Genomic DNA, 25,108 nt, shown 5'->3' on the forward strand with positions numbered 1-25,108 from the left:
TTATTTGAGGAAGTAACTGCTTTCTATGCAAGAAAATCTGATGCAATTATTGCTCAGGCTATGCCGGTATTAACTCAGGTATATCAGGAGCGTGGTGAGCAGATAGAGCAAATCGTTGTTCCTTTTACTGATGGTGTACGTAGTGTACAGGTTCCTGTAGGTTTGAAAAAGGCAATTGATAACGGTGGTCGTGAGGTTACCAGATCTTTTGAGAAAACAATTGTACTTGCGCTTATTGATGAGTCGTGGAAAGAGCACTTACGTGAAATGGACGAGTTAAAGCAATCTGTACAGAATGCGGTATACGAACAAAAAGATCCATTGATCATCTATAAAATGGAAGCATTTAACTTGTTTAAAAACATGTTAAATGCGGTAAATAAAGAGGTGGTTAGTTTCTTGTATAAAGGTGGAATTCCGGTACAGACAGATCCTAATGATGTAAGGGAAGCTCAGGCTCCAAGACCAGCACCAACCAGATTGAAAATGTCTAAACCTGAATTTAATCAGGCTACAAGTTCAGCTGATGTTGCTCAGATGGAGGATACACGTGAACACGTGCCTCAGCAGCCTATCCGTAAGGATACGGTAATAGGAAGAAACGAACCATGCCCTTGTGGAAGTGGTAAGAAATACAAAAACTGTCACGGTGCAGGATTGTAATTTGTAATAAAGATAAAGAATGCCGATTTTTGTAAAAAAATCGGCATTCTTTTTTTAAAGCCTTGTTCATGAAACTACTATTTGCTGCGTTATTCTGTTGTTCCTATTTTGGTCTGTTTGCTCAAACCAGGGGTCAGGTAACTATAATTAAGGACCCAATGATAGATAGCTTAATAGCAAAACGCATTGCGTTAAATACAAAGGAGCCAGGGACGGGGACTGTACCCTATAAGCCGGGGCCAGTGGTATCGCAGATGGGATATAGGGTTCAGGCATTTTATGGATCAGACAGAAGACAGGTTTTTAATGAGCAATCAAGATTTAATTCACTTTACCCAGCAGTTAATACTTACATCACTTATAAAGAGCCTAACTACTATTTAAGGGTAGGAGATTTCCGGACGCGCCTGGAAGCTCAGCGATTTATGAACGAACTAAGAAGTAATTTTCCTACGCTATTTATATTCAGGGAAAAGATTAATGCACCTAATTTAGAATACAACGATGATCCAGAAAGATAAGATACAGGCACTTTCAAATGATATTTTTGAACAGGTTGTTGGCTACCGTCAGCACCTTCATTCCAACCCGGAACTTTCCTTTAAGGAATTTGAAACTTCAGCATATATTAAAAAGCATTTAACAGATTGGGGTATTCCTTTTTCTGATATGGCCAATACAGGAGTTGTAGGAATTATTAAGGGAGATCTTCCATCTGATAACATCATTGCATTGCGTGCTGATATGGACGCCTTGCCTATATTGGAAGCTAATGAGAAACCTTATACTTCTAAAAATCCCGGCGTAATGCATGCTTGCGGACACGATGTACATAGTTCTTCTTTATTAGGTAGTGCTTATATCCTGAATAGCTTAAAGGCTGAATTTGGAGGTACTATTAAGTTGATATTTCAACCTGCCGAGGAGGTTTTGCCCGGTGGTGCAAGTATTATGATTAAGGAGGGGGTGCTTGAAAACCCTAAGCCGCAATCGATAGTTGGGCAGCATGTGATGCCTCTAATTGATACCGGTAAAGTAGGCTTCCGTTCAGGTATTTATATGGCATCTACCGATGAATTGTATGTAACGGTTCATGGAAAGGGCGGGCATGGTGCACAGCCACATCAAAATATAGATCCTGTATTGATCACTTCTCATATTATTATTGCATTGCAGCAGATTGTGAGCAGAAATGCAGATCCAAGATTACCTTCTGTCCTTTCTTTTGGAAAAGTACAAGCCAACGGGGCAACGAATATTATCCCTAATGAGGTGAAAATTGAAGGTACTTTTAGAACATTAAACGAAGAATGGCGCAAAGAAGCAAAGCGCTTAATGAAAAAAATGGCCGAAGGAATTGCCGAAAGTATGGGTGGAAGCTGTGATTTTAGAATTATGGACGGCTATCCTTATTTGATAAATGAAGAGAAGTTAACAGCTAATACGCGTGCTTTTGCTGAAGATTATTTAGGTAAAGAGAATGTGGTTGACCTGGATATATGGATGGCTGCAGAGGATTTTGCGTATTACTCGCAAGTTACAGACGCTTGCTTTTACAGATTAGGAACAGGAAATAAAGAAAAAGGAACTACCTATTCTGTTCATACGCCTAACTTTGATATTGATGAAGATGCACTAAAGACATCTACAGGATTGATGGCTTATGTTGCGCTTAAGCAGCTGGGTAATTAATAGTATCATGTTATATGCGTTATCCTAGTGCACTCGTCATCCTGAATTTATTTCAGGATCTCGGACATACTACTCAAAACCTGCTCAAACGGGATTCTGAAATAAATTCAGAATGACGAGCGCTTACCAAACCAGGATTACGAACGCTTGACGATCGACTACATAATTAGAATAGATGAAGAAAATACTTTGGTTAGCTGTACTAGTTGGAATTACTTTAAAAGGATCTGCTCAGGAAATAGATCGTTTTAATCCAGATACTATTAAAACCATACAGCTTGATTCGGCCGTAAATATCTCTGCTCAGAAATTTGGTGTAGAGACTTTTATTAACGCCATTATTACTGATGAAAGCTTTTATAAGGCTTTCAGAAATATGAAGAAGTATAATTTCATTGCAGAGAACAACATCTATACTTATAATAAGAAAAATAAGGTAGACGGGCGGATCTATCGCAAGATCAAACATACTAATGAAGGCCCCGAAAAGATGGTATACCTTGCAAAACAGGATACCGGAAAGGTGTACAGAAAGAATGGCAAATACCAATTGTATACGATTGAAATGTTTGACTACATCTTTATGAATGCTTACAAAACTGAATTTTCGGAAGAAGATTCAAAGGGAGGAAAGGCAGATGGTGCAAATGCAGGGTATAAGGATAAATTAAAAACATTGATCTTTGCTCCGGGAAAACCAATTAAAGGCTTGCCTTTTATTGGTAGTAAAACAGAAATTTTTACTGCTAATATGCGACAGTATTACGATTACAGCTATTACAGCGGGACATATCTGGATTCAATTCCGGTATACCGTTTTAAGGTGACGGTGAAGAAGGATTTAAGCAACGGAACCAAAGAAGGCCTAATGATAAAGGAGCTTACTACTATTTTTGATAAGCGCACTTTCGAAATACTGGGCCGTTATGTAGATATGAAATACAGCAATATGCTGTTTGATTTTAATGTGCAGATGAATATCGAAACCAGTTATTTCGGCGACGAGAAACTGCCCACCAAAATCTCTTATCAGGGGAATTGGGACTATCCTTTAAAAAAGGAAGAACGCGCCAGCTTTTTAATTGTACATAAGGATTATCACCTTGGAAAAGGAAAGTAATTTTTTAACTTCGTAAGAAGCTCTTTAAGCTTTTATTTTTAAAAGATTATAACAATGAAAACTTACTTCAAATCACTGACGTTACTGTCTGCATTTCTTATGGTATTACTTTTCTCTGCTATGAATAATAAACCCAAAAAGATCATCTTCTTTGGAGATTCTATTACTCAGGCCGGCGTTGAGCCGGGTGGGTACGTTGACCTAATAAAAAAGGCGCTTGACCCTGCAAAATACGAGGTTATAGGTGCAGGCATTGGTGGTAATAAGGTATATGACCTTTATCTTCGAATGGAAGAAGACGTGCTGAACAAAAAACCAAATCTGGTAGTAATTTACATAGGGGTTAATGATGTATGGCACAAGCAGTCGAGCAGAACAGGAACAGATTACGATAAGTTTATTAAGTTCTATCAGGCATTGATAAATAAGATTCAGGCAAATGGTGCCAAGGTTGTTCTTTGTACCCCGGCAGTAATTGGTGAGAAAAAGAATGGCGTAAATGAGATGGATGGAGATTTGGATAAGTATTCTGGTGCTATAAGAGAACTCGCTGCTAAGAATAACCTCCCACTTTGTGATTTGAGAGCAATATTTAAGACTTATAACGCTGAGCATAATACCGAAGATAAAGACAAAGGAATTTTAACTTCTGATGGCGTGCACTTGAATGAAAAGGGCAATCAGACTTTAGCAGAAAAGTTATTGCCATTGGTAAAATAGATTTCAGCATTTTGCTGCATTTGGAAGAGAGGATAAATAATAGGGAATGATTGATCAGGATACCATAAACAAAATCACGGAAACCGCTCGTATTGAGGAGGTGGTTGGTGATTTTGTGACTCTAAAGAAGCGTGGCTCAAGTTTAATTGGAAATTGTCCATTTCACAATGAGAAAACCCCTTCGTTTCACGTGTCGGTGGCCAAGGGGATTTATAAGTGTTTTGGGTGTGGTAAAGGGGGCGATTCTGTTCACTTTATTATGGACCACGAAAAGTACTCCTACCCGGAGGCACTTAAATTTCTGGCCAATAAATATAATATCGAAGTAGAGGAGACTGTTCAGTCGCCTCAAAATATAGAAGCACAGAATGCCCGCGAGAGCTTGTACATCGTTTCTGAGTACGCTGCAAATTACTTTGCCAATGAGCTGTGGACAGGTGAGGATGGCCGGGCAATTGGCCTAAGTTATTTTAAGGAGCGTGGTTTTAGAGAGGATATTTTAAAGAAATTCCAATTGGGTTATTCGCCCGATGCCTGGGATGCTTTGATCCAGAGTGCTGTTGGAGCAGGTCATAAAGAAGAATATCTGGAGAAAACGGGCCTTGCAATCAGGAATGATAAAGGCAGGCTGTATGACCGTTTCAGAGGTCGGGTGCTGTTCCCAATTCATAATTTTACCGGAAGGATAATTGGTTTTGGTGGCAGGACATTAAAAACAGATAAAAATGTTCCTAAATATGTAAACTCACCGGAAAGCGATATTTACCATAAATCTAACGTGCTTTATGGTTTGTTTCATGCAAAGAAGGCAATTAGAGATGCAGATAACTGTTATCTGGTTGAAGGTTATGCAGATGTTTTAGCTGTTCACCAAGCCGGCATAGAAAACGTGGTGGCCTCGTCGGGAACATCATTAACTACCGAACAAATAAGGCTGATTGGTAGGTTCTCGGAAAATGTTACCATTCTTTATGATGGTGATGCTGCGGGTATTAAAGCCTCTCTGAGAGGTTTAGATATGATCCTTGAAGAAGGATTGAACGTTAAGGTTGTGCTTTTTCCGGATGGGCATGATCCTGATTCTTACATGCATCATGTTGGTTCGGGAGAGTTTAAAAAGTACATAGAAAATAACCGTAAGGATTTTATTCTGTATAAAGCCAGCATCCTGTTAAAAGAGGCTGGGACTGATCCTATAAAAAGGGCAGGTATTATTAGGGATATTGTAGAAAGTATCGCTAAAATACCTGACGACATTAAAGCTTCTGTTTTTATTAGAGAATGCAGTGGTTTGTTGCAGGTTGAAGAAAGGATATTGCTTTCTGAACTGAATAAAATCAGGGCCGCCAAATTTAAAAAAACAAGTGGGGGCAACCAACCTCAGCAGTCGCAATACCAACAAAACCCATATCAGCAAGATGGGCCGCCTGATAATCTGTTTGAGAACCCTGGAGAGTCGGCCGGACCTGCAGAGCAGGTAGAAACAGCGGATACAAATCTAATACAGGAACGCGAGATCATTCGGCTACTACTGGCATTTGGTCATGAGCTGGTTACCTGGGATAAGATTGACAATATGTATATTGGTTCTTTTATTATACAGAACTTAGCTGATGTTACTTTTGAGGATGAGATATGTAAACTCATTATTGACACATACAGAGAAGAAATAGAGAACGGTCATTTGCCGGTTGCCAGTCAGTTTATTAAAAGTGGAGACAGGCGGATTGTTGATCTTGCCATCACATTATCAACCTCACCCTATTCACTAAGCGAGAATTGGGAAAACAGACATAATATTTATGTTAGAGATGAGAGCATAAACTTAAAAGCAACAATTTTTGGTGGGCTCTATCATCTTAAAAAGAACAAAATTGGCAAGATGCTTACCGATATTACAAAAGAACTTGCAAGTGAAACCGACCCGGTAAACCAGGAGATTTTGATGCAGCGCCACATGATGATAAAGGGTGTAGAGCGGGATATTTCTAAGTACCTTGGAACTGTTATATTAAAGTAATGGCCAGTCACAACGATTTAGGTAAACGAGGAGAAGATATTGCTAAAGAGTATTTAGAAAATCTGGGTTATCGGATACTAAAAATGAACTGGATGTACGGTAGAGCGGAGGTTGACGTTATAGCTAATGAGGAAGGGAYAATAATTTTTGTTGAAGTAAAAACAAGAAGTTCGACAGATTATGGTGAGCCTGAAGATTTTGTAAGCATTAAGAAGGAAAGACAACTTGAGTATGCTTCATCTGCCTACATTGAAATGAATAACAACCAAGGTGAAATTCGTTTCGATATTATTGCAATTGTTTTTGAAAATAAACACCTTTATAAAATTAATCATATTGAAGATGCATTCTGGCCAAGTTAAAAATAACACCAATTTCTTTAAGGTAATACCAATCCTTTCTCTACTATTTAGCGTTTCATTTATCTTTTCTTGTAAGAATGAACCTTCTGTTTCTGTAGTTGGGTTTAAAGCACCCGAACAAGGGCAAATGTTTGGTTTGGGTGATGAGGTAAAAGTGGAACTCGATGTTCCAAAAGACAACCAGATTAAATCAGTTACTTACCAGGTAGATGGTAAAACTGTTGAAACAAAGAACGGCACAGAGGCCATAAGTATAAAAACAAAAGGACTGGCCGTAGGATATAAGATAATTACAGCAATAACTGATGATGGGAGTAAAAAAGATACTTCGACAATTAATATTGTGTTAAGGTCGGGATTAAACCCTGAGCTGCTAACTTATAAAATTGTTAAGACTTATCCGCACGATACTTCATCATATACTCAGGGACTGGAATACCATAATGGGAGATTACTGGAAAGTACTGGTGAGAACGGTTTCTCGACATTAAGATGGGTAGATTTAGCAACTGGCAAGGCTGTGCAAAAGATAGATCTTGACAAGCAATATTTTGGAGAAGGATCTACACTTGTAGACGATAAGATTGTAATGTTAACCTACAAAGCGAATTCCGGGTTTGTATATGATGCCAAGACCTTTAAACAAATTGGAACATTTCCTTATCAAACCAGCAGAGAGGGTTGGGGTTTATGTTATGATGGTAAGCAGTTGATCATGTCTGACGGTACAAACCGACTTTATTTCATGAATAAGGATACCTATAAAGATGAACGTGTAATTGATGTTTATGATAACCTTGGGGCAGTTGATTCTATTAATGAGCTTGAATATATAGACGGAAAAATCTACGCAAATATTTATCAATACAATTATTTAGTAGTAATCGACCCTAATACAGGGATTGTTGAGAAGAAAATAGACTTGAGCGGATTGTTGCCAAAGGGATACTTTAAAACAGAAGATAGTATTTTAAATGATGTTTTAAACGGTATAGCCTGGGATAAACAAGATAAGCGTCTATTTGTTACAGGAAAGAAATGGCCGAAGTTATTTGAAATAGCGTTAGTTCCTGTAAAAAAGAACTAACGCTATTCTTTAATTATTTAGCAGGTGCATTATTAGACTTTGCAACGGGCTCGCTAATGAAGCCGTTGAATGCAATGGCTTGTCTGTAGTTACTGGTTACGTTAAGCACTGCGTATCCTTTTTCTCCAACACTTAGCGTAAGTGATTGTACATCTTTGGTGTCTTTTGGTCTAATGGTTATTAGCCAGCCACCTTTTTTCCTTTTCTCGGTTTTGTAGGTGAAATCTTTAGATTTAAATTTAATGCCTGAGTCGTTAGGATTTAAATTTGCACTGTATGCCCTGCCGTAGTAAGGTAAATATGCTTCTACACTATCTTTAGCTATTGTTAGCGTATATTGGGATCCACTAAGCTGAATTGCTCCGCTTCCCTGCCCTCCCGGAAATCTTTGGAGAACCTTATTAAGATCCATATTTGCCATTGGTAATGCTGTTGTAGCGTTAAATACCAAAGTTTTGGCTTCTACCAGTCTTGCGGTGGTTTCTTTATCCGTTTGGGCAGAAACCTGTATCGCGATGAACATGATAACCAACAGTAATGTGTTTTTAAGCGTTTTCATGATGATTTACTTTAAATGTGTTTTATATCTCAATTTACAAATAAAATAGCATTAAACCTTTTTAATCATAAAATATGATCATGCTACTCTGTTGGGTTAGAATAAATTAACATTAAAAGGTTTAATGTGATCATTTAAGTAAATACACAAACTAAGTGTTCAATACTTAACTTCTCCAGGCTTTGTATTGATTGATCAATCCGTTTGTAGATCCATCATGAGAAGAAACATCATTATTGTCTTGCAGTTCAGGTAAAATACTTTTTGCTAATTGTTTACCAAGCTCAACACCCCACTGATCAAAGCTGAAGATGTTCCATATAATGCCTTGTACAAAGATCTTATGCTCATAAATAGCTATAAGACTTCCTAAGCTAAATGGTGTAACTTTCTTTAATAAGATAGAGTTGGTCGGTCTGTTACCTTCAAATACTTTAAATGGCGCCAGTTTGTCAATCTCTTCGTCTGACTTACCTTCTTTTTTAAGTTCTGAAACTACCTGCTCTTTGGTTTTTCCATTCATTAAAGCTTCTGTTTGAGCAAAGAAATTCGATAAAAGAATTGGATGATGATCGCCGATAGGGTTTAAACTTTGTGCAGGGGCAATAAAATCGCAAGGGATTAAGCGTGTTCCCTGGTGTATTAATTGATAAAAGGCATGCTGACCGTTCGTACCAGGCTCACCCCAAATGATTGGGCCGGTTTCATAGTTTACATCATTTCCATTTCGATCTACATGTTTACCGTTACTTTCCATATCGCCTTGTTGGAAATAAGCCGCAAAGCGGTGCATGTATTGATCGTAAGGTAAAATGGCCTGAGTTTCGGCATTAAAGAAGTTGATATACCAAACGCCTATAAGACCTAATAAAACGGGGATATTGATCTCAAATTCTGAAGTTTCAAAATGTTGATCTGCGGAATGTGCTCCAGCTAATAATTGTTTAAAGTTATCGAAACCTATACTCAATGAAATTGGTAATCCGATTGCACTCCATAGAGAATATCTTCCACCAACCCAATCCCAGAATTCGAACATGTTTTCAGTATCAATTCCAAAAGCAGAAACGTCTTTTGCATTGGTTGATAAGGCAGCAAAGTGTTTTGCAATGTCATTAGCTTTTGCACCTTTTTCCAGAAACCAGCTTCTTGCAGTATTTGCATTGGTCATGGTTTCCTGCGTAGTAAACGTTTTTGAGGCAATCAGGAACAATGTAGTCTCAGGATTAACCTGTTTTAAAGTTTCTGCAATGTGGGTGCCATCTATATTTGATACAAAATGCATGTTTAAATGATTTTTGTATGCCTTTAAAGCTTCGGTAACCATTACAGGGCCTAAATCAGAACCTCCAATACCAATATTAACAACATCAGTTATCACTTTGCCAGTATAGCCTTTCCAGCTTCCGGAAATGATGGCATTACTGAATTTTTCCATTTTTGAAAGCACCTGATGGACGTCCTTAACAACGTTTTTGCCATCTACTAAAATTTCACCGTCGGCAGGTTCGCGTAATGCGATGTGCAATACTTGTCTGCCCTCTGTCTGGTTAATTTTATCTCCACTAAACATTGCCTTTATTGCTTCATCTAATTTGCATTCTCTGGCTAATTGAATGAGCAGAGCTATAGTGGTATCGTCAATTCGGTTCTTCGAATAGTCGACCAAGATATCTTCAAATATTAAGGAGAATTTCTCAAATCGGCCTTCATCTTCTGCAAATAGCTGTTTTAAGCTTTTTTCATTGATGTTAATAAAGTGATCGGCCAGGTATTTGTAAGCGGCGGTTTCTGTAAAGTTTACTGTTGGAAGCATAATAATTAGTGTTTTTGTAAATGTAGCGGTTTATTTTATTTCACAAAATTTGATTGCAGAGATTTAATATTTTAATGATAAACATAGTTTCATCGGAAGTTCATACAAGAGAATTATTTTAGCTATATTTAAATATAATAGGCAATCCATTGCCATAAAAAAACTAGCTATGATTGAAAATTTAAAACAATTGGTAACAGAAAATGTTCAGGACGCTATTGTGAATAATAGTGCAGTTCCGAATGAGCAAAATGACGCAGCAATTGAAGCCGCATCAGGTTCTATTATTGATGCGCTTAAAGAAAAGCTGTCATCAGGAGATATTGGAGGTTTAGTAGATACATTTAAAAATGGAGGTACAGGTTCAGTTGTTGATCAGGCGTCATCCGGTTTTACAGAAAAACTGGCGGGGTTGGGTATCAACATGGAATCTGCAAAAAGTATTGCTGCTTCTATTATTCCTACAATAATGGAAAAATTTGTAAATAAAACTAACGATCCAAATGATAATTCATTTAATATTAAAGACGTATTAGGTAACCTTGCAGGGCCGGATGGTAAATTCGATCTGTCGGATATTACAGGAATGTTTACAGGAAATAATGATGGTGCGACTGGGGCAGAGGGTAAAGGAGATGGAATTGTAGATAAACTAAAGGGGCTTTTTAATTAATTCTCCCTCTTTTAACAAATGGCTATTTAAACATTGTTTAAGTAGCCATTTGTGTTTTATATTATATATTTGTGATTATGACTAAAGAACAAATTCAGGATTTAAGGGACAGAGTAGCGTCGCTGAGGAGGTACCTTTGACGTTGAAAACCGATTAGAAGATATTCGTATTGAGCAGGAGCTTACCCTGCAACCAAATTTTTGGGACGACCCAAAGAAAGCAGAAAAACATATTGCTGAAATCAATTCGAAAAAAGTGTGGACTGATGGCTGGCAGCACGCCAACAGCCTGATGGAAGATACCCAAGTGCTTTTCGACTTCTGGCAGAGCGGAGATGCCACTGAAGCAGAAATGCAGGAACAGTTTGATCTCTGTGTAAATGCCATAGAAGATCTGGAGCTGAAAAATATGCTCAAAACCAAAGAAGATCAGCTGAATGCAGTAATGCAGATTACCGCGGGTGCCGGAGGTACAGAAAGCTGCGATTGGGCTTATATGTTAATGCGTATGTACTTAATGTGGGCTGAGAAAAATGGATACAAGGTAAGTGAGCAGGATTACCAGGAAGGTGAGGTAGCGGGTGTTAAAACAGTTACAATTGAAATCTCGGGTGAATTCGCCTATGGGTATTTAAAGGGAGAAAATGGGGTACATCGCCTTGTCAGAATCTCTCCATTTGATTCCAATGCGAGAAGACATACTTCTTTTGCCTCGGTTTATGTATATCCACTGGTTGATGACACCATAGAAATTGAAGTAAAGGATTCGGAGATAGAGTTTGAAACGTTCCGGTCGGGTGGTGCCGGGGGCCAGAATGTAAACAAGGTAGAAACTGCAGTTCGTTTATATCATAAACCTTCGGGAATCATTATTAAGAATCAGGAGTCGCGTTCACAGCTTCAGAATAAAGAAAATGCTATTCGCTTATTGAAATCGCAGCTTTACGAGATCGAGATGCGCAAGCGTATGGAAGCTACAGCCTTGGTAGAAGGAAGTAAGAAAAAGATAGAGTGGGGCTCGCAGATCAGGAGTTATGTGCTGGATGACAGGAGGGTGAAGGATCATCGGACCAATTACCAAACCTCAAACCCGCAGGCTGTGCTGGATGGGGATATAAACAACTTTTTAAAAGCATACTTAATGGAATTTTAAAGATGAAATATTTTACCTCGTTATTAATGATACTGATGTGTACAGCTAATTTGAATGCTCAGGAAATAGTTAAATTATATCCCGGCGTAATACCGGGATCAAAACCAGCACCTGCAGATTTTAAAGAGACCGCTCCTGTTGGAGATGACGGAATTATACGGATCAGTAAAGTATCTGAACCAACGCTTACTGTATTTTTACCTTCAAAGGAAAAGGCTACTGGAGCAGCTGTTATCATTTGCCCGGGCGGGGGCTATGGTATTTTGGCTATTAATCATGAGGGGTATAATGTTGCAAAGCGATTTAATGATATAGGTGTAGCTGCATTTGTGCTGAAGTATCGCTTACCTAATGATGCAATAATGGTTGATAAATCATTTGGGCCATTGCTGGATGCAGAACAGGCTATCTATCTGGTAAGGGGGCAAGCTAATAAATGGAACGTTGATCCAGCAAAAATTGGTATTATGGGCTTTTCTGCAGGTGGCCACCTTGCTTCGACATTAACGGTTCACTACAATGATGTGAAAATTGAGAATAAAGAGAAGCTTAGCCTGAGACCAGATTTTTCTATCTTAATTTATCCGGTTATTTCATTTATTGAATCACCACATACAGGTTCTGCAAATAATCTGGCAGGTGCTAATGCAACGCAGGCACAAAAAGAATATTTTTCCAATGAGAAACATGTAACGCCACAAACACCACCAACATTTTTAGTTCATGCTAATGATGATAACGGTGTGCCGGTACAAAATAGTATTATTTTTAATCAGGCATTGGTGGCTAACAAGGTTAAGGCAGAGATGCATTTATATCAAGGTGGCGGACATGGTTTTGGTTTGAATAACAAAACCACATCAGACGACTGGTTTGAGCGGCTGACGAATTGGATGAAAAGTAATAAGTTTCTATAATTTAAAGCTCAGTATTTGCCAGAATATCCTGTAATTCCTTAAGCTCTTCAACCTTTTCTTTTGAACCCAGATTCTCATAAGCAGATATCAGGTTGCGGATAACACGCCTGATGATCTCTACGTTGCTGCAGGGTGCGTAAAATCCTGGAAGAGGGTCGAGGTTTAGCTGTCGGAGAAACTGATCAACGTCGTGTTTACCAAATATGGCCCCCTTGTTAAATGCGTTAATGTAAAAAAGAACTCCAAATTCCTGTTCTTCGCGCTTACTTTCGTCTATATATCCTAAAATAAAATGCTGAGGCAGGTTTACGCCATATACAGGGATATCCAGTTTTTGCGCAAGTGTAGAATAGATGATGGCAAGCGAAATCTGATTGCCTTTTTTACTTTCCAGTACTTGGTTTATATATGAATTCTGTGGGTCGTGGTGGTTTTTTGTATTTCCACTAAAGCCGTAAATGTTATAAAAGATATGGTTGATGAGTTTTATCTTTTCAATAGAACTCATTTCGTATTGCAATCCTAACCAGATTTCTCTTTTGATTTCTTCAATCTGAAGAATCACCTTATCCTCATCAAGATCAGGATATTGATAGCGGTTAATGACTAAGGCCCCTTGTAACAGATCAAATGCTCCGCTTTGATACCATAAATTAAGATCTTCCTTGACATTTGAAAACTGTATCTTATGTACAATATTTTCTATCCTTTGTTGAAGCAAAGAATCTAATGAATGTTCCCAGGCATTTTCAAGGTAGTCAATGACTTCATTGCCATATTCAAGCAGTCGTCCCTCAACGTGTTGATAGATTTCCTGATCGGGATCATCAAGAAGTTTTACTAAAGCAGTTATTTCTTTAATGTTTTCCATTAAACATACAAATTTGAATGCCTATTTTTGCGGCTATGGTTTTTAACTTTATCAGTGATTATCTGAAGCATCGCTTTACCTCTAAAAGCAGGCATGGTACCCATTCCCCATTTGTTTATAAACTTACGGATGAGGTAATTTACGATTTTAAGTCTAAAAGTGAATATAAAAGCATTGAAGCGCAGAGAAAAAAACTTTTCAATGACGATTCATTAGTAACTGTGACCGATCTGGGTGCAGGTTCTCATTTAAATAAGAACCGAACAAAGAAGGTAAGTCAGATTGCGAAGAACGCATTGAAGAATCCTGCTTTGGCTCAATTGATTTATCGTTTAGCAAAAGACAATAATCCTAAAGCTATTATTGAACTAGGTACTTGTTTAGGCATAACTACGGCTTATTTATCGAAAGCTTGTCCTGAAGCAGATGTTATTACAATTGAGGGTTGTCCGGAAACTGCGAAAGTTGCGCATAATAATTTTAAAGAACTGGATCTTGAAAATGTTGAATTGCAGGTTGGAAATTTTGATGTATTACTTCCTGACGTTATAACTAAAGCAGAAAAGCTTGATTTTGTTTACATTGATGGTAATCATAGAAAAGAGGCTACATTAAATTATTTCAATTGGTGCTTACCTAAGATTCATGAAAACTCCCTGCTCATATTTGATGATATATATTGGAGTAAAGGAATGAAGGAAGCCTGGCAAGAAATTAAGAATCACCCGGAGGTTGTTGTTACAATTGATTTGTTTTGGATAGGGTTGGTTTATTTTAGAAAAGGACAGGCTAAGGAGCACTTTAAGATAAAGTTTTAAAATGCTTCAGCTAAACTGATGTAAAAACCGGTTTGGCGTTTTTCATTTGCGCGTTTTTCGCCAATACCATAATCAACGCGTACACTTAATCCTTTTTCAGGATCAAAGAAGTAACGCCCACCAGCTCCATATGAAGGTTTAAAACTTTTGATGGATAGGTCGCCATTATCAAATACTTGTCCTGCGCCACCAAATATGACAGCGCCAAACCTGTTGTTGTAACGATAGCGTAACTCTGCCTGGGCGGCAAGTAAATTCCTTTCTCTGTATCGCCCGGTATAGTAGCCCCTCATTATTTCGTCGTTACCCATTTGTTGTAATAAGTAGAAGGGTATGTTCTTGCCTTGCACAGAGTGGAATAATCCATTTACCCCGATGACAAATTTGGGCGATAAGGACCAAAAATTGCGAACATTGGCTTTTATTAAACTTCCTGTGAAATTCTCTCCTCCCCAAAAGTCTGGTGCATATTGATAGGTTACCTTTCCGTAAAAGCCTTTGGTTGTATAGTTGTTAGAATTTCTGGTGTCATATGTCTGGGAAATTCCTGCATAGAATACAGAACCTCCTATTTTGTGGATTAGTGTTTGGTCGGTGGTAAAAATGCCTCCCACTTCTTTATCGGTAAAATGATAGTTTTCAAAGCCAAGAGATAAACCACTGTACATATGAGGTAGGAGTAATTTTTCGGCTTCTAGGCCAACTTTAACATAGCCTTGAATGAGTCTGTCTTCGTTTGCCTCAAGAGTTTCATTGCCTACACCATAAAAATCGAAGGGCATTCTTTTAAAGCGCACTTCAGCAATGTAGTGATGCGTGTTTTGTTTTGTCCAAACATCTCCTTTCAAGGAGATGTTATATTGGCCCTTAGTAGATGCAGAAAGCACAGTTGAAAAATTTGAACTGCGATTTGTAAGGTCTTTCCTGTCTAGATAAGTAGAATAGAGTGCACCAATGCCAAATTCAAGGCCTATTTCTTGTGTATATCTAAAAACCGGAACGGGCATAAAACTAGGCCTGCGTGAGGAATCTGTTTTATTAGATAGATAGCGCTCTATTAGTTTCTTTTGCGCCATTGAACTTAGGGCTATTAAAACAAATACGGTGCACAGGGAAATTCTCTTCATTGGCCTAAAATAGTAGAAAAATTTAATTATCAGTTCTGCCTAGCAACTTTAAGGCCAGTGTTTGAAATTGAATCCTAAAGTTTGGAACTTATCCTAACTAGATTTTTACATGATGAGAAAAGGTCGTTATAAGAAGAAAAACAGTGTTGTTTGTATTGTTAAGATAGAATCTTGCTTTAGATAAGACAGGTAGTCGTACCGGTTTTTAAGGAGAGGTGAAGTACAATTAGGGCATTAAGATTATTTGCCTATTTTTGCGGCAACAAAATTAAGATCAAAATGAGTACAACAAGAGGACCTATATCTCAATTCATGGAGCGCAATTATCTCCATTTTAATGCAGCCGCAATGATGGATGCAGCTAAGGGATATGAAACGCACTTAGATGAAGGTGGTAAAATGATGATCACGCTAGCTGGCGCGATGAGTACCGCAGAATTGGGAATTTCACTGGCTGAGATGATTCGTCAGGACAAAGTATCAATTATTTCATGTACAGGCGCGAATCTGGAAGAAGATATTATGAACCTTGTTGCGCACTCACATTATAAACGAGTTCCTAACTATCGCGACTTGAGCCCTCAGGATGAATGGGATTTATTAGAGAACCATTACAATCGTGTTACCGACACTTGTATTCCTGAAGAAGAAGCATTTCGCAGATTGCAAAAACATATTTATAAAATCTGGAAAGATGCAGACAATGCAGGAGAACGTTATTTCCCGCATGAGTTTATGTATAAAATGTTGTTAAGCGGAGATTTGGAACAATATTATGAAATTGATCCTAAGAATTCATGGATGCTGGCAGCGGCAGAAAAGAATTTGCCAATTGTTGTTCCGGGATGGGAAGATTCTACAATGGGTAACATCTTTGCCTCATATGTGATGAAATCAGAAGTTAAAGCAACTACCATGAAAAGTGGTATTGAGTACATGGGCTGGTTAGCAGATTGGTATATCAAAAACAGCGATGGTAAAGGAATTGGATTCTTTCAGATAGGCGGTGGTATAGCTGGAGATTTTCCTATATGTGTGGTTCCAATGTTGTATCAGGACATGGAAATGGAGAATATTCCATTTTGGAGTTACTTCTGTCAGATCTCTGATTCGACAACTTCATACGGCTCATATTCAGGGGCAGTTCCTAATGAAAAAATTACCTGGGGTAAGTTGGATATAAATACACCGAAATTCATTGTAGAATCGGATGCGACTATAGTGGCGCCACTGATCTTTGCGTGGATATTAAAAATGTAATTTAAATTAACAAGTCCTGCTTTGAAAGTAGGACTTAAAATGGAATCAGTGATTTTTAAAAAAATGCTGATTTTCGTCGTTTAAAGCATAAAAAACGAACTATTTAGATTGATTATAAATTGTATTTACTGTCATTTATTTGTCATTGGTAAGTTAATAAATTTTACTTTTGTGGACGTTTTGGTGAAGGACCTAAGTTTAAAAGCCAATTGCGTTTATAAAGTTTTTTAAAAAATAGCATAAAATACTCATTATGAGGGATATCTCATTGATCGTTAGAAGAGTTTGGAAGTCGGCATTCATGTTTACGGCTCTATCTGTTTTAATCGTTTCTGCAACACAGGCACAAGATGTAGTAGAGGGCCGCAAACTATTTAAGGATAATTGTAATTCTTGTCACCAGTTAGATCGTAACAGTACTGGTCCGGCATTAACAGCAAAACTTAATGAGCTTGATGAAGCTTTTGCAATCAAGTGGATCAGAAACTGGAAAGCGTTAGTTGATGCAGGAGACAAGCAAGCCATAGAGGCTTCTAAGTTCTCAGCTGCGGAGATGACAACATTTCCACGTTTGACTGATGATCAAATTAAAAACATTATAGCTTACGCTAAGGCAGGTGAGCCTAAGAAAGAAGGAGATAAAGCAGCAACAGAAAGTGCTTCTGAAGGTGTTTCCAGTTTTTCAATCGCAGGGGTTGCCGCAATTATCCTGATATCTATTATTGTATTGATCGTTTTAGGTCGTGCGATAAAAATGTTAGAGCGTTTGATACTTCAAAAACAAGGAGTTGTTCTTGCGGAAGAAGATAGCGTTTCTTTAGGTACAGGTGTTAAAAGATTATTTAAGAATAAGAAATTTGTATTTTTCTTCATCCTGGGCTTAATTATAACCTTAGGTTCATTTGGCTGGATGGGTATGTGGGATACAGGTGTTCATACTGGTTACCAACCGGTACAACCGATCAAGTTCTCGCATGAGCTGCACGCAGGTACCAATCAAATTGATTGTCAGTATTGCCATGCTGGTGCATTTAAATCGAAAAACTCAACCATTCCATCTTTGAATGTTTGTATGAACTGTCACAAATCAGTGCAGGCAACAGAGAAATATGATGGCGAGATTTCACCAGAGATTCAAAAGATCTATACTGCCCTTGGATATGATCCGGCAACTATGACTTATGATCACTCAAAAGAAAAACCAGTTGAATGGGTTCGTGTTCACAACCTTCCTGACTTCGCTTACTTTAATCACTCTCAACACGTAGTTGTAGGTGAAGAAGCTATCAGAAAAGAGAAAGGTTTGAAACCTAATGAGCCTGTTTGCTTTGCATGTCATGGTCCGGTTGATACAATGGAAGAGATATATCAATACTCTCCACTTACCATGAAATGGTGTGTTAACTGTCATAAAGACACCAAACTTGAAGTTAAAGGAAATGCATTCTATGATAAGATTATTGAAGCGCATGAGAAAATCAAGAAAGGTGAGAAAATCACTCCTGCAGCTTTGGGTGGTTTAGAATGTGGTAAGTGCCACTATTAATTAGAGTTTAATAAAAAGAACGTTCGATAAACAGTAATATAGCTTAAATGGAAAGCAATAAAAAATACTGGAAAGGCTTAGAAGAGTATAAAAACACTCCGGATTTTGTTGAAAATAACAAAAACGAATTTGCTGAGCCACTTCCAATAGAAGATGTTTTAAATGAAGCAGGGTTAAGTACAGTAACTCCACGCCGTGACTTTTTAAAGGCTTTAGGCTTTGGGTTAGGTGCGGTAACGCTGGCAGCTTGTCAAACTGCTCCTGTTCACAAATCAATTCCTTACCTGGTTAAACCTGAAGAGGTAGTTCCGGGTATACCGAACTATTATGTTTCAAGTTTTAACGGACAAAGTGTTTTAGTTAAAACAAGAGAGGGAAGACCAATTAAAATTGAACCAAATCCTAATGCAGGAACGTTTAATTGTGGTACTGATGCTCAGGCTCAGGCTTCTGTATTGGATCTTTATGATGTTTCAAAACTTAAAGCTCCTGTATTAAAAGATGCAGAGAGTAACTGGGCTGAGATAGATAAGTTTGTACAGGCAGAGTTAAATAAGGCTCAGGCTTCAGGAAAGAAAATTCGTATTGTTTCATCTTCAGTAAGCAGCCCCTCTACTAAAGCGGTTGTTGCTGATTTTACAACTGCTTATCCAACTACTAAGCATGTTCAGTATGATGCTGTTTCTTATACAGGTATTATTAAAGCAAATGAAAATAGCTTTGGTAAAGCTGTTATTCCTAAATATAACTTTGATAAGGCTGATCTGATTGTAAGTTTCGGAGCAGACTTTTTAGGTACCTGGATTAGCGGAGAAGAATTTACTTCACAGTACGTTTCGAACAGAGATCACAAATCTTTGAAAGCTGGTAAGATGTCTCGCCACTTCCAATTCGAAGCTGGTATGAGCTTAACAGGAACAAACGCAGATACCCGTGTACCGGTTAAATTATCAGAAGAAGGACCTGCTTTAATTGCCTTATATAATGCAATTACCGGAAACGCTTTAGCTGGTGCTGCTTTACCTAATAATGTTACTGCTGATAAAGCACTTAAATTAATAGCTAAAGAATTATTACAAAATAAAGGAAAGTCACTTGTAGTTTCAGGTTCGAATGATGTATCTACCCAAATATTGGTAAATGCAATTAACTCGGCAATTGGTAGCTACGGTACTACTATAGATCTTGATAACCCTTGTAAACGTTACGCTGGTAATGACGCAGAATTTGCTGAGTTTATCAACGAAATGAACAGAGGTGAGGTTGCTGCAGTATTTTTCTTAGATAGCAACCCTGCTTATGACGTTGCAAATGCTAAAGGATTTACTGATGGATTAGCTAAAGTTGGTTTAAAAGTTTCTTTCTCTGACAGAAAAGATGAGACTTCAACATTGTGTAATGTAATTGCCATTAACCATAACTATTTAGAGTCGTGGGGTGATGCTAACGCATATGAAGGATATTATTCAATTGTACAGCCAACCATTAACCCTGTGTTTAACTCACGTCAGGCTGAGGAAAGTCTTTTAATCTGGTCTAACGGTCCGGTTAAAGAATATTATCAGTATGTACGTAATAACTGGGAAAAAAGCATTTTACCTGCTTTAGGTAAAACATGGCAAGATGTATTGCAAACAGGGGTTTTTGCTTCGGCATTGAAACCTGCCGGCACATATACATTTAGCTTATCGCTTGCAGCTGTAATACCTTCGATTGTAAATAACAGTAAGGCTTTAGCTAAAGATATCGAGTTACAGGTTTACGAAAGTATTCCGATGAGAGACGGTAAACATGCAAACAATGCATTCTTACAAGAATTACCTGATCCTGTTTCTAAAGTAACCTGGGATAACTACATTGCCTTAGCACCTAAATTTGCTAAAGAATTAGGCTTTAAAGAGTTTGATATTGTTTCGATAAAAGACGATAAAGGTTATGAAATTGAGTTACCTGTGCTTATTCAGCCAGGACAAGCTCAGGGAACAGCTTCTGTTGCTTTAGGTTACGGACGTACAAAGGTTGGTAAAGCTGGAGATAACGTTGGAAAAAATGCTTATCCATTTGTAAGCTTTACTAATGGTACTTCTAAGTATGCAACTACCGTTAAGCTTTCTGGAACAGGAAAAACTGAAGAGCTGGCTCAAACGCAAACTCACCACTCTTTTGAGGGTAGAAATATTATTCGCGAAGCTACTTTTACAGAATATAAAAAGAATCCCGCTGCTGGTTCAGGTAATGACCACGCAAAGCATAAAACTTACGATCTGTGGGATAAATATGAGAAGCCAGGTAACAACTGGGTTATGGCAATCGATTTGAATGCTTGTACTGGTTGTGGTTCTTGTATTGTTGCTTGTAACGTGGAAAATAACATTCCGGTTGTAGGTAAAACAGAGGTACGCAGACGTAGAGAGATGCACTGGATTCGTATTGACCGTTATTACAGCTTTAATGTTGAAGGTGAAGGTCATGCAGAAGAGGCACATGCTCATGGCGAACATGGAAATGGCATCAATTCAGTAACTAAAGAGAAAGAAATTGCTCATTTAGATAACCTTGATAACGTTTCTGTAGTTCATCAGCCAATGCTTTGTCAGCATTGTGATCATGCTCCTTGTGAGACTGTTTGTCCGGTATTGGCAACAGTACACTCATCAGATGGCTTGAACCACATGGCTTATAACCGTTGTGTGGGTACACGTTATTGTGCAAACAACTGTCCATATAAAGTGCGTCGTTTCAACTGGTTTAACTACTGGAATGATTCACGCTTCGATAACTACTTGAATAATGAATTTACTCAGTTGGTTCTTAACCCTGATGTAACTACGCGTTCAAGAGGACAAGCGTAAGCTGATATTAAAGAAAATAAATTATGTCAGGACATAACGAATCAATATTAAGAGAACCATTAATCACCGGCAAGAATATCACGTATGCAAAAATTACGGACGATATTTTAATGCCAGTTGAGAATAAGCCTAACAGGGCATGGTGGATTGGATTTATAATTGCACTTTGCGGTGCTACCCTTTGGGTAGTAGCTGTGGGGTATACCTTTTGGTTCGGTATCGGAGCATGGGGTTTAAATAAAACAGTAGGATGGGCCTGGGATATTACCGGTTTCGTATGGTGGGTAGGTATTGGTCACGCAGGAACGTTGATTTCGGCGGTATTATTACTTTTCCGTCAGAACTGGCGTAACTCTATTAACCGCTCTGCTGAGGCGATGACCATATTTGCCGTTATTTGTGCGGCTACATATGTTGTATCTCACATGGGTAGACCATGGTTAGCATATTGGGTACTTCCTTTACCAAATCAGTTCGGATCACTTTGGGTTAACTTTAACTCTCCACTAGTTTGGGATATGTTTGCGATCTCTACTTATTTCTCGGTATCGCTTTTATTCTGGTATACAGGTCTTTTACCTGATATCGCGACTATTCGTGACCGTGCAACCGGATTAAGACGTAAAGTTTATTCAATCATGTCATTCGGATGGGCTGGAAACGTTAAGACATGGCAACGATTTGAGGCTGTATCTATCATCTTAGCTGGTATCTCTACACCTCTGGTACTTTCGGTACACACGATTGTATCTATGGACTTTGCAACTTCGGTAATTCCAGGATGGCACACTACAATCTTCCCTCCTTATTTCGTGGCAGGGGCGATCTTCTCAGGATTTGCAATGGTGTTAACCTTATTATTGGTTGCACGTAAAGTATTAGGTCTTGAGAACTACATCACCATGTTCCACATTGAGTCGATGAATAAAATCATTATCTTAACCGGATCTATCGTAGGTGTTGCTTACTTAACAGAATTCTTCATTGCCTGGTATTCAGGTTCTGAATATGAGCAATATGCTTTCATCAACCGTTCAACAGGACCTTACTGGTGGGCATACTGGATGATGATGACATGTAACGTGATTTCTCCGCAGTTGTTATGGTTCAAAAAGATCCGTACCAGTATTGCAGCTACCTGGATCTTATCTATTGTAGTAAATATAGGTATGTGGTTTGAGCGTTTCGTAATCATTGTAACTTCATTACACCGTGATTACCTACCATCGAGCTGGGCTATGTTCTATCCATCTTGGGTTGACGTAAGTGTGTTCGTAGGATCAATAGGTGTGTTCTTTACGTTGTTCTTATTGTTCTTAAGAGTATTGCCTTCTATTGCTATAGCAGAGGTAAAACTATTACTTAAGAGTGCAAGTGAGCAAGCTAAACTGGAGCAGATTAAAGAAGGACATCTTGAAAAAGAACATGTAGCAGAATACATTGAGTCTTTAGAGAAATTTGATAGTGTTAAACAAGAAGATTACGCAAAAATATAACAATGAATAATATCAAATATATTTTAGGCAGTTTTGGTGATCCTGATGAAATGATGCATGGAATTCAAAAATTGCAGGATAATAACATTAAGATACATGATGTTTATACACCTATGCCAATCCACGGTATTGAGGCAAAGCTTGGTGTTAAACGTTCAAGGTTGGATATAGCAGCTTTCTTTTTTGGAATTACTGGTACAATGACCATGTTGTCATTTGTGTACTTTGCTGCAGCGTATGATTGGCCAATTAACATTGGTGGTAAACCGCATTTCGCATTACCGGATTTTATTCCAATTACGTTTGAGCTTACCATCTTATTTTGTGCTTTTGGTCTGGTTGGTTCTTACTATGCTTCAACCCATTTGTTTCCGGGAAGAGCTCCAAGAGTAATGGATTTAAGAGCAACAAATGACAGGTTTATTATTGCTATTGATGCAAAAGAAAATGCTGAGCACAGTAAGATAGATGATTTATTAAAAGAAGCTGGTGCTTTAGAAGTAAAGTATAATGAAAGGAAGTATGTTAGCTATGAATAGGAATAAAGTAGTTTTAACCTCGTTTTGTATTCTTGCCACTGCTGTTATTTTTTCAGCATGCAGAGATAAACGTAGTACGGGTTTAGAATACGCAAGGAATATGTATGATCCGATTGCTTATAACCCGGATCAGGCAAATAAGAACTTTGCAAATGGACAAACCGCACAAACTCCACCGAAACATACCGCTCCGGTTGGATTTGTTGAGGAAGATGTTTATCCAAATACAAAAGAAGGTTATGAAGAAGCTGGTGTTAAATTGATAAACAGTTTACCATTAACCGAACAGAATCTTTTACAAGGTCAGCATTTATTTAATGCATTTTGCTCACCTTGCCATGGTAAAGAAGGTGATGGACAAGGTCACCTTGTTAAATTGGAAAAAATTAATGGTGTTCCATCATTTCATGATCCTGAGAAAACCTCTTCAAGGGGCGGTTTAATGAAAGATCTATCCGCAGGTAAGATTTATCATACAATTAAATATGGTGTTAACATGATGGGTTCATACGCATCTCAATTATCACCAGAAGAGAGATGGAAAGTAGTACTTTATGTACAACAATTACAAAAAGCAAAATAGAAAAGAAGAAATAAATGGGAACTCATAATTATAATTTAACTGAGCAGTTTGAGTTTACAGGTAAAGCAAAAAACCTAAGCATAATCGCTATAGTAATAGGATTATTGGCTATAGGCTATGGCTTTTCGGCTGAGGCGCTTCACGAGCGTACTTTTGCTAACCTGTTATTAATGGCTTATTACTTCGCTTGTGTCTGCATGTCGGGCGCATTCTTTTTAGCTGTTCAATTTGTAGCACAAGCAGGTTGGTCTGCTTCTATACTACGTGTACCTGAGGCAATGGCTAAAGCACTACCAATTGCGGTAGTTATTTTAATTGCTGTTATGGCTGCAGGTTTATATACTCACAATTTATATCATCACTGGAACGCTCCGGGGTTAACAGATCCTAACAGCGAAAACTTTGATAAATTAATACAAGGTAAATCAGCATTTTTAAATGTGCCTTTCTTTATGGCTCGTCAGGTAATCTTCCTGGGAGTATATAGTTTTTTTGCATTATTACTTGCCAGATTATCTAATAATGAAGATTTAGAAGGGGGCTTAAATTCTTACAGAAAGAGCTTTAAGTATTCTTGTGTATTTCTTGTAATCTATGGATTTACTACCCCAATATTTGCTTTTGATACTGTAATGTCACTTGAGGCACACTGGTTCTCTACTATGTTTGGCTGGTATAACTTCGCAGCAATGTGGGTTAGCAGTTTAGCTACTATTGCCATTATCCTTATCTTGTTAAGGAAATCAGGTTACATGGCTTGGGTAAACAACAGTCATTTACACAACTTAGGTCAGTTTATCTTTGGTTTCTCTATCTTCTGGACTTACGTATGGTTCGCTCAGTTTTTGCTTATCTACTATGCAAACATGCCTGAGGAGACTGTATATTTTTACAAAAGATTTGATAACTATGAGTTTTGGTTCTACCTGAATTTAATTTTAAACTTCCTTGCGCCATTATTGCTGTTGATGGACAGAGATAATAAAAGACAAGAAAATATTTTACTTACAGTGTCGATCATTGTATTATGTGGTCACTGGGTTGATTATTACCAAATGATCATGCCTGGAACTGTAGAAGAGCACCATGGTTTTGGTATCATTGAAATTGGTACAGCGATAGGTTTTGTAGGTTTGTTTACCTTTACCGTTTTAAATGGATTAAGTAAAAAACCTTTGATCGCAAAGAACCATCCATTTTTACAAGAAAGTTTAAATCACCATTTATAATAGGTG

Annotated in this window: 23 protein-coding genes; 19 read left to right on the forward strand and 4 right to left on the reverse strand. The window is 37.9% G+C overall.

Features of this window, described 5'->3' with window-relative positions:
* The 8 genes from AC1DDX_RS04885 to AC1DDX_RS04920 all read left to right on the forward strand — a co-directional run.
* The coding region (locus tag AC1DDX_RS04885; protein WP_477621822.1) for an SEC-C metal-binding domain-containing protein at positions 1-663 on the forward strand (663 nt) is incomplete at its 5' end.
* A gap of 68 nt (positions 664-731) precedes the next feature.
* Positions 732-1,184 (forward strand): SPOR domain-containing protein, encoded by a 453-nt coding sequence (locus AC1DDX_RS04890; protein ID WP_288883650.1) that lies wholly within the window; start codon positions 732-734, stop codon positions 1,182-1,184.
* Positions 1,168-2,355 (forward strand): M20 metallopeptidase family protein, encoded by a 1,188-nt coding sequence (locus AC1DDX_RS04895; RefSeq protein WP_288883648.1) that lies wholly within the window; start codon positions 1,168-1,170, stop codon positions 2,353-2,355. Before AC1DDX_RS04890 ends, AC1DDX_RS04895 begins: the two co-directional genes overlap by 17 nt.
* Positions 2,356-2,530: 175 nt before the next feature.
* On the forward strand, positions 2,531-3,475 hold the full coding sequence (locus AC1DDX_RS04900) for a hypothetical protein (RefSeq protein ID WP_288883646.1): 945 nt from the start codon (positions 2,531-2,533) through the stop codon (positions 3,473-3,475).
* Between the two features lie 54 nt (positions 3,476-3,529).
* Positions 3,530-4,195, forward strand: coding sequence for an SGNH/GDSL hydrolase family protein (locus tag AC1DDX_RS04905; RefSeq protein ID WP_172661737.1), 666 nt, complete (start codon positions 3,530-3,532; stop codon positions 4,193-4,195).
* A 46-nt stretch (positions 4,196-4,241) separates the two neighbouring features.
* Entirely contained in the window at positions 4,242-6,215 is a 1,974-nt protein-coding gene (gene dnaG / locus AC1DDX_RS04910; RefSeq protein WP_172661735.1) for a DNA primase, read from the forward strand.
* Positions 6,215-6,577, forward strand: coding sequence for a YraN family protein (locus AC1DDX_RS04915; protein WP_477621823.1), 363 nt, complete (start codon positions 6,215-6,217; stop codon positions 6,575-6,577). The genes dnaG and AC1DDX_RS04915 overlap by 1 nt, the downstream gene beginning before the upstream one ends.
* Positions 6,558-7,664, forward strand: a complete 1,107-nt coding sequence (locus AC1DDX_RS04920; RefSeq protein WP_172661732.1) for a glutaminyl-peptide cyclotransferase — start codon at positions 6,558-6,560, stop codon at positions 7,662-7,664. Before AC1DDX_RS04915 ends, AC1DDX_RS04920 begins: the two co-directional genes overlap by 20 nt.
* 13 nt (positions 7,665-7,677) lie before the next feature.
* On the opposite strand, the gene AC1DDX_RS04925 is transcribed toward AC1DDX_RS04920, so the two are convergent.
* Positions 7,678-8,223 (reverse strand): DUF4251 domain-containing protein, encoded by a 546-nt coding sequence (locus AC1DDX_RS04925; protein ID WP_288883640.1) that lies wholly within the window; start codon positions 8,221-8,223, stop codon positions 7,678-7,680.
* A gap of 166 nt (positions 8,224-8,389) precedes the next feature.
* Entirely contained in the window at positions 8,390-10,039 is a 1,650-nt protein-coding gene (gene pgi, locus AC1DDX_RS04930) for a glucose-6-phosphate isomerase (RefSeq protein WP_288883638.1), read from the reverse strand.
* 169 nt (positions 10,040-10,208) lie between these two features.
* Between pgi and AC1DDX_RS04935 the strand changes: the two genes are divergently transcribed.
* The 3 genes from AC1DDX_RS04935 to AC1DDX_RS04945 all read left to right on the forward strand — a co-directional run bounded on the left by AC1DDX_RS04935 (position 10,209) and on the right by AC1DDX_RS04945 (position 12,781).
* Complete coding sequence (locus AC1DDX_RS04935; RefSeq protein WP_288883637.1) at positions 10,209-10,712, forward strand: DUF937 domain-containing protein; 504 nt, start codon at positions 10,209-10,211, stop codon at positions 10,710-10,712.
* A 77-nt stretch (positions 10,713-10,789) separates the two neighbouring features.
* Positions 10,790-11,864 (forward strand): peptide chain release factor 2 gene (prfB, locus tag AC1DDX_RS04940; RefSeq protein ID WP_152542455.1). Its coding sequence is split into 2 segments (ribosomal slippage): positions 10,790-10,849 and positions 10,851-11,864, totalling 1,074 coding nucleotides; the frame shifts between segments, so codons are not numbered across the junction.
* Positions 11,865-11,866: 2 nt separating this feature from the next.
* Positions 11,867-12,781 carry an alpha/beta hydrolase gene (locus AC1DDX_RS04945; protein WP_288883634.1) on the forward strand — a complete coding sequence of 305 codons (915 nt, stop codon included), beginning with the start codon at positions 11,867-11,869 and terminating at the stop codon, positions 12,779-12,781.
* 1 nt (position 12,782) lies between these two features.
* Here the strand turns inward: AC1DDX_RS04945 and AC1DDX_RS04950 are convergent, their stop codons facing one another.
* A complete protein-coding gene (locus tag AC1DDX_RS04950; protein WP_048907765.1) occupies positions 12,783-13,652 on the reverse strand; it encodes a transglutaminase-like domain-containing protein in 870 nt (289 codons plus the stop codon).
* 17 nt (positions 13,653-13,669) lie between these two features.
* On the opposite strand from AC1DDX_RS04950, the gene AC1DDX_RS04955 reads away from it, so the two are divergent.
* A complete protein-coding gene (locus tag AC1DDX_RS04955; protein ID WP_477612047.1) occupies positions 13,670-14,470 on the forward strand; it encodes an O-methyltransferase in 801 nt (266 codons plus the stop codon).
* Here the strand turns inward: AC1DDX_RS04955 and AC1DDX_RS04960 are convergent.
* Positions 14,467-15,597, reverse strand: coding sequence for a BamA/TamA family outer membrane protein (locus AC1DDX_RS04960; RefSeq protein ID WP_288883630.1), 1,131 nt, complete (start codon positions 15,595-15,597; stop codon positions 14,467-14,469). The genes AC1DDX_RS04955 and AC1DDX_RS04960 overlap by 4 nt on opposite strands.
* 279 nt (positions 15,598-15,876) lie before the next feature.
* Between AC1DDX_RS04960 and AC1DDX_RS04965 the strand changes: the two genes are divergently transcribed.
* The 7 genes from AC1DDX_RS04965 to AC1DDX_RS04995 all read left to right on the forward strand — a co-directional run bounded on the left by AC1DDX_RS04965 (position 15,877) and on the right by AC1DDX_RS04995 (position 25,102).
* Entirely contained in the window at positions 15,877-16,857 is a 981-nt protein-coding gene (locus tag AC1DDX_RS04965) for a deoxyhypusine synthase family protein (RefSeq protein ID WP_068887856.1), read from the forward strand.
* A gap of 253 nt (positions 16,858-17,110) precedes the next feature.
* A complete protein-coding gene (locus tag AC1DDX_RS04970; RefSeq protein ID WP_246269619.1) occupies positions 17,111-18,403 on the forward strand; it encodes a c-type cytochrome in 1,293 nt (430 codons plus the stop codon).
* A 47-nt stretch (positions 18,404-18,450) separates the two neighbouring features.
* On the forward strand, positions 18,451-21,255 hold the full coding sequence (locus AC1DDX_RS04975; RefSeq protein WP_477621824.1) for a TAT-variant-translocated molybdopterin oxidoreductase: 2,805 nt from the start codon (positions 18,451-18,453) through the stop codon (positions 21,253-21,255).
* Positions 21,256-21,278: 23 nt separating this feature from the next.
* A complete protein-coding gene (gene nrfD, locus AC1DDX_RS04980) occupies positions 21,279-22,751 on the forward strand; it encodes an NrfD/PsrC family molybdoenzyme membrane anchor subunit (protein ID WP_048907762.1) in 1,473 nt (490 codons plus the stop codon).
* A gap of 2 nt (positions 22,752-22,753) precedes the next feature.
* Positions 22,754-23,290, forward strand: coding sequence for a DUF3341 domain-containing protein (locus tag AC1DDX_RS04985; RefSeq protein WP_048907761.1), 537 nt, complete (start codon positions 22,754-22,756; stop codon positions 23,288-23,290).
* On the forward strand, positions 23,283-23,873 hold the full coding sequence (locus tag AC1DDX_RS04990; RefSeq protein ID WP_306413930.1) for a c-type cytochrome: 591 nt from the start codon (positions 23,283-23,285) through the stop codon (positions 23,871-23,873). The genes AC1DDX_RS04985 and AC1DDX_RS04990 overlap by 8 nt, the downstream gene beginning before the upstream one ends.
* A 14-nt stretch (positions 23,874-23,887) precedes the next feature.
* The gene (locus AC1DDX_RS04995) at positions 23,888-25,102 is read left to right on the forward strand and encodes a quinol:cytochrome C oxidoreductase (RefSeq protein ID WP_172661720.1); all 1,215 of its coding nucleotides are present in this window, start codon (positions 23,888-23,890) and stop codon (positions 25,100-25,102) included.
* Positions 25,103-25,108 lie beyond the last annotated feature (6 nt).

This window comes from Pedobacter sp. 10L46_2, assembly GCF_056395165.1.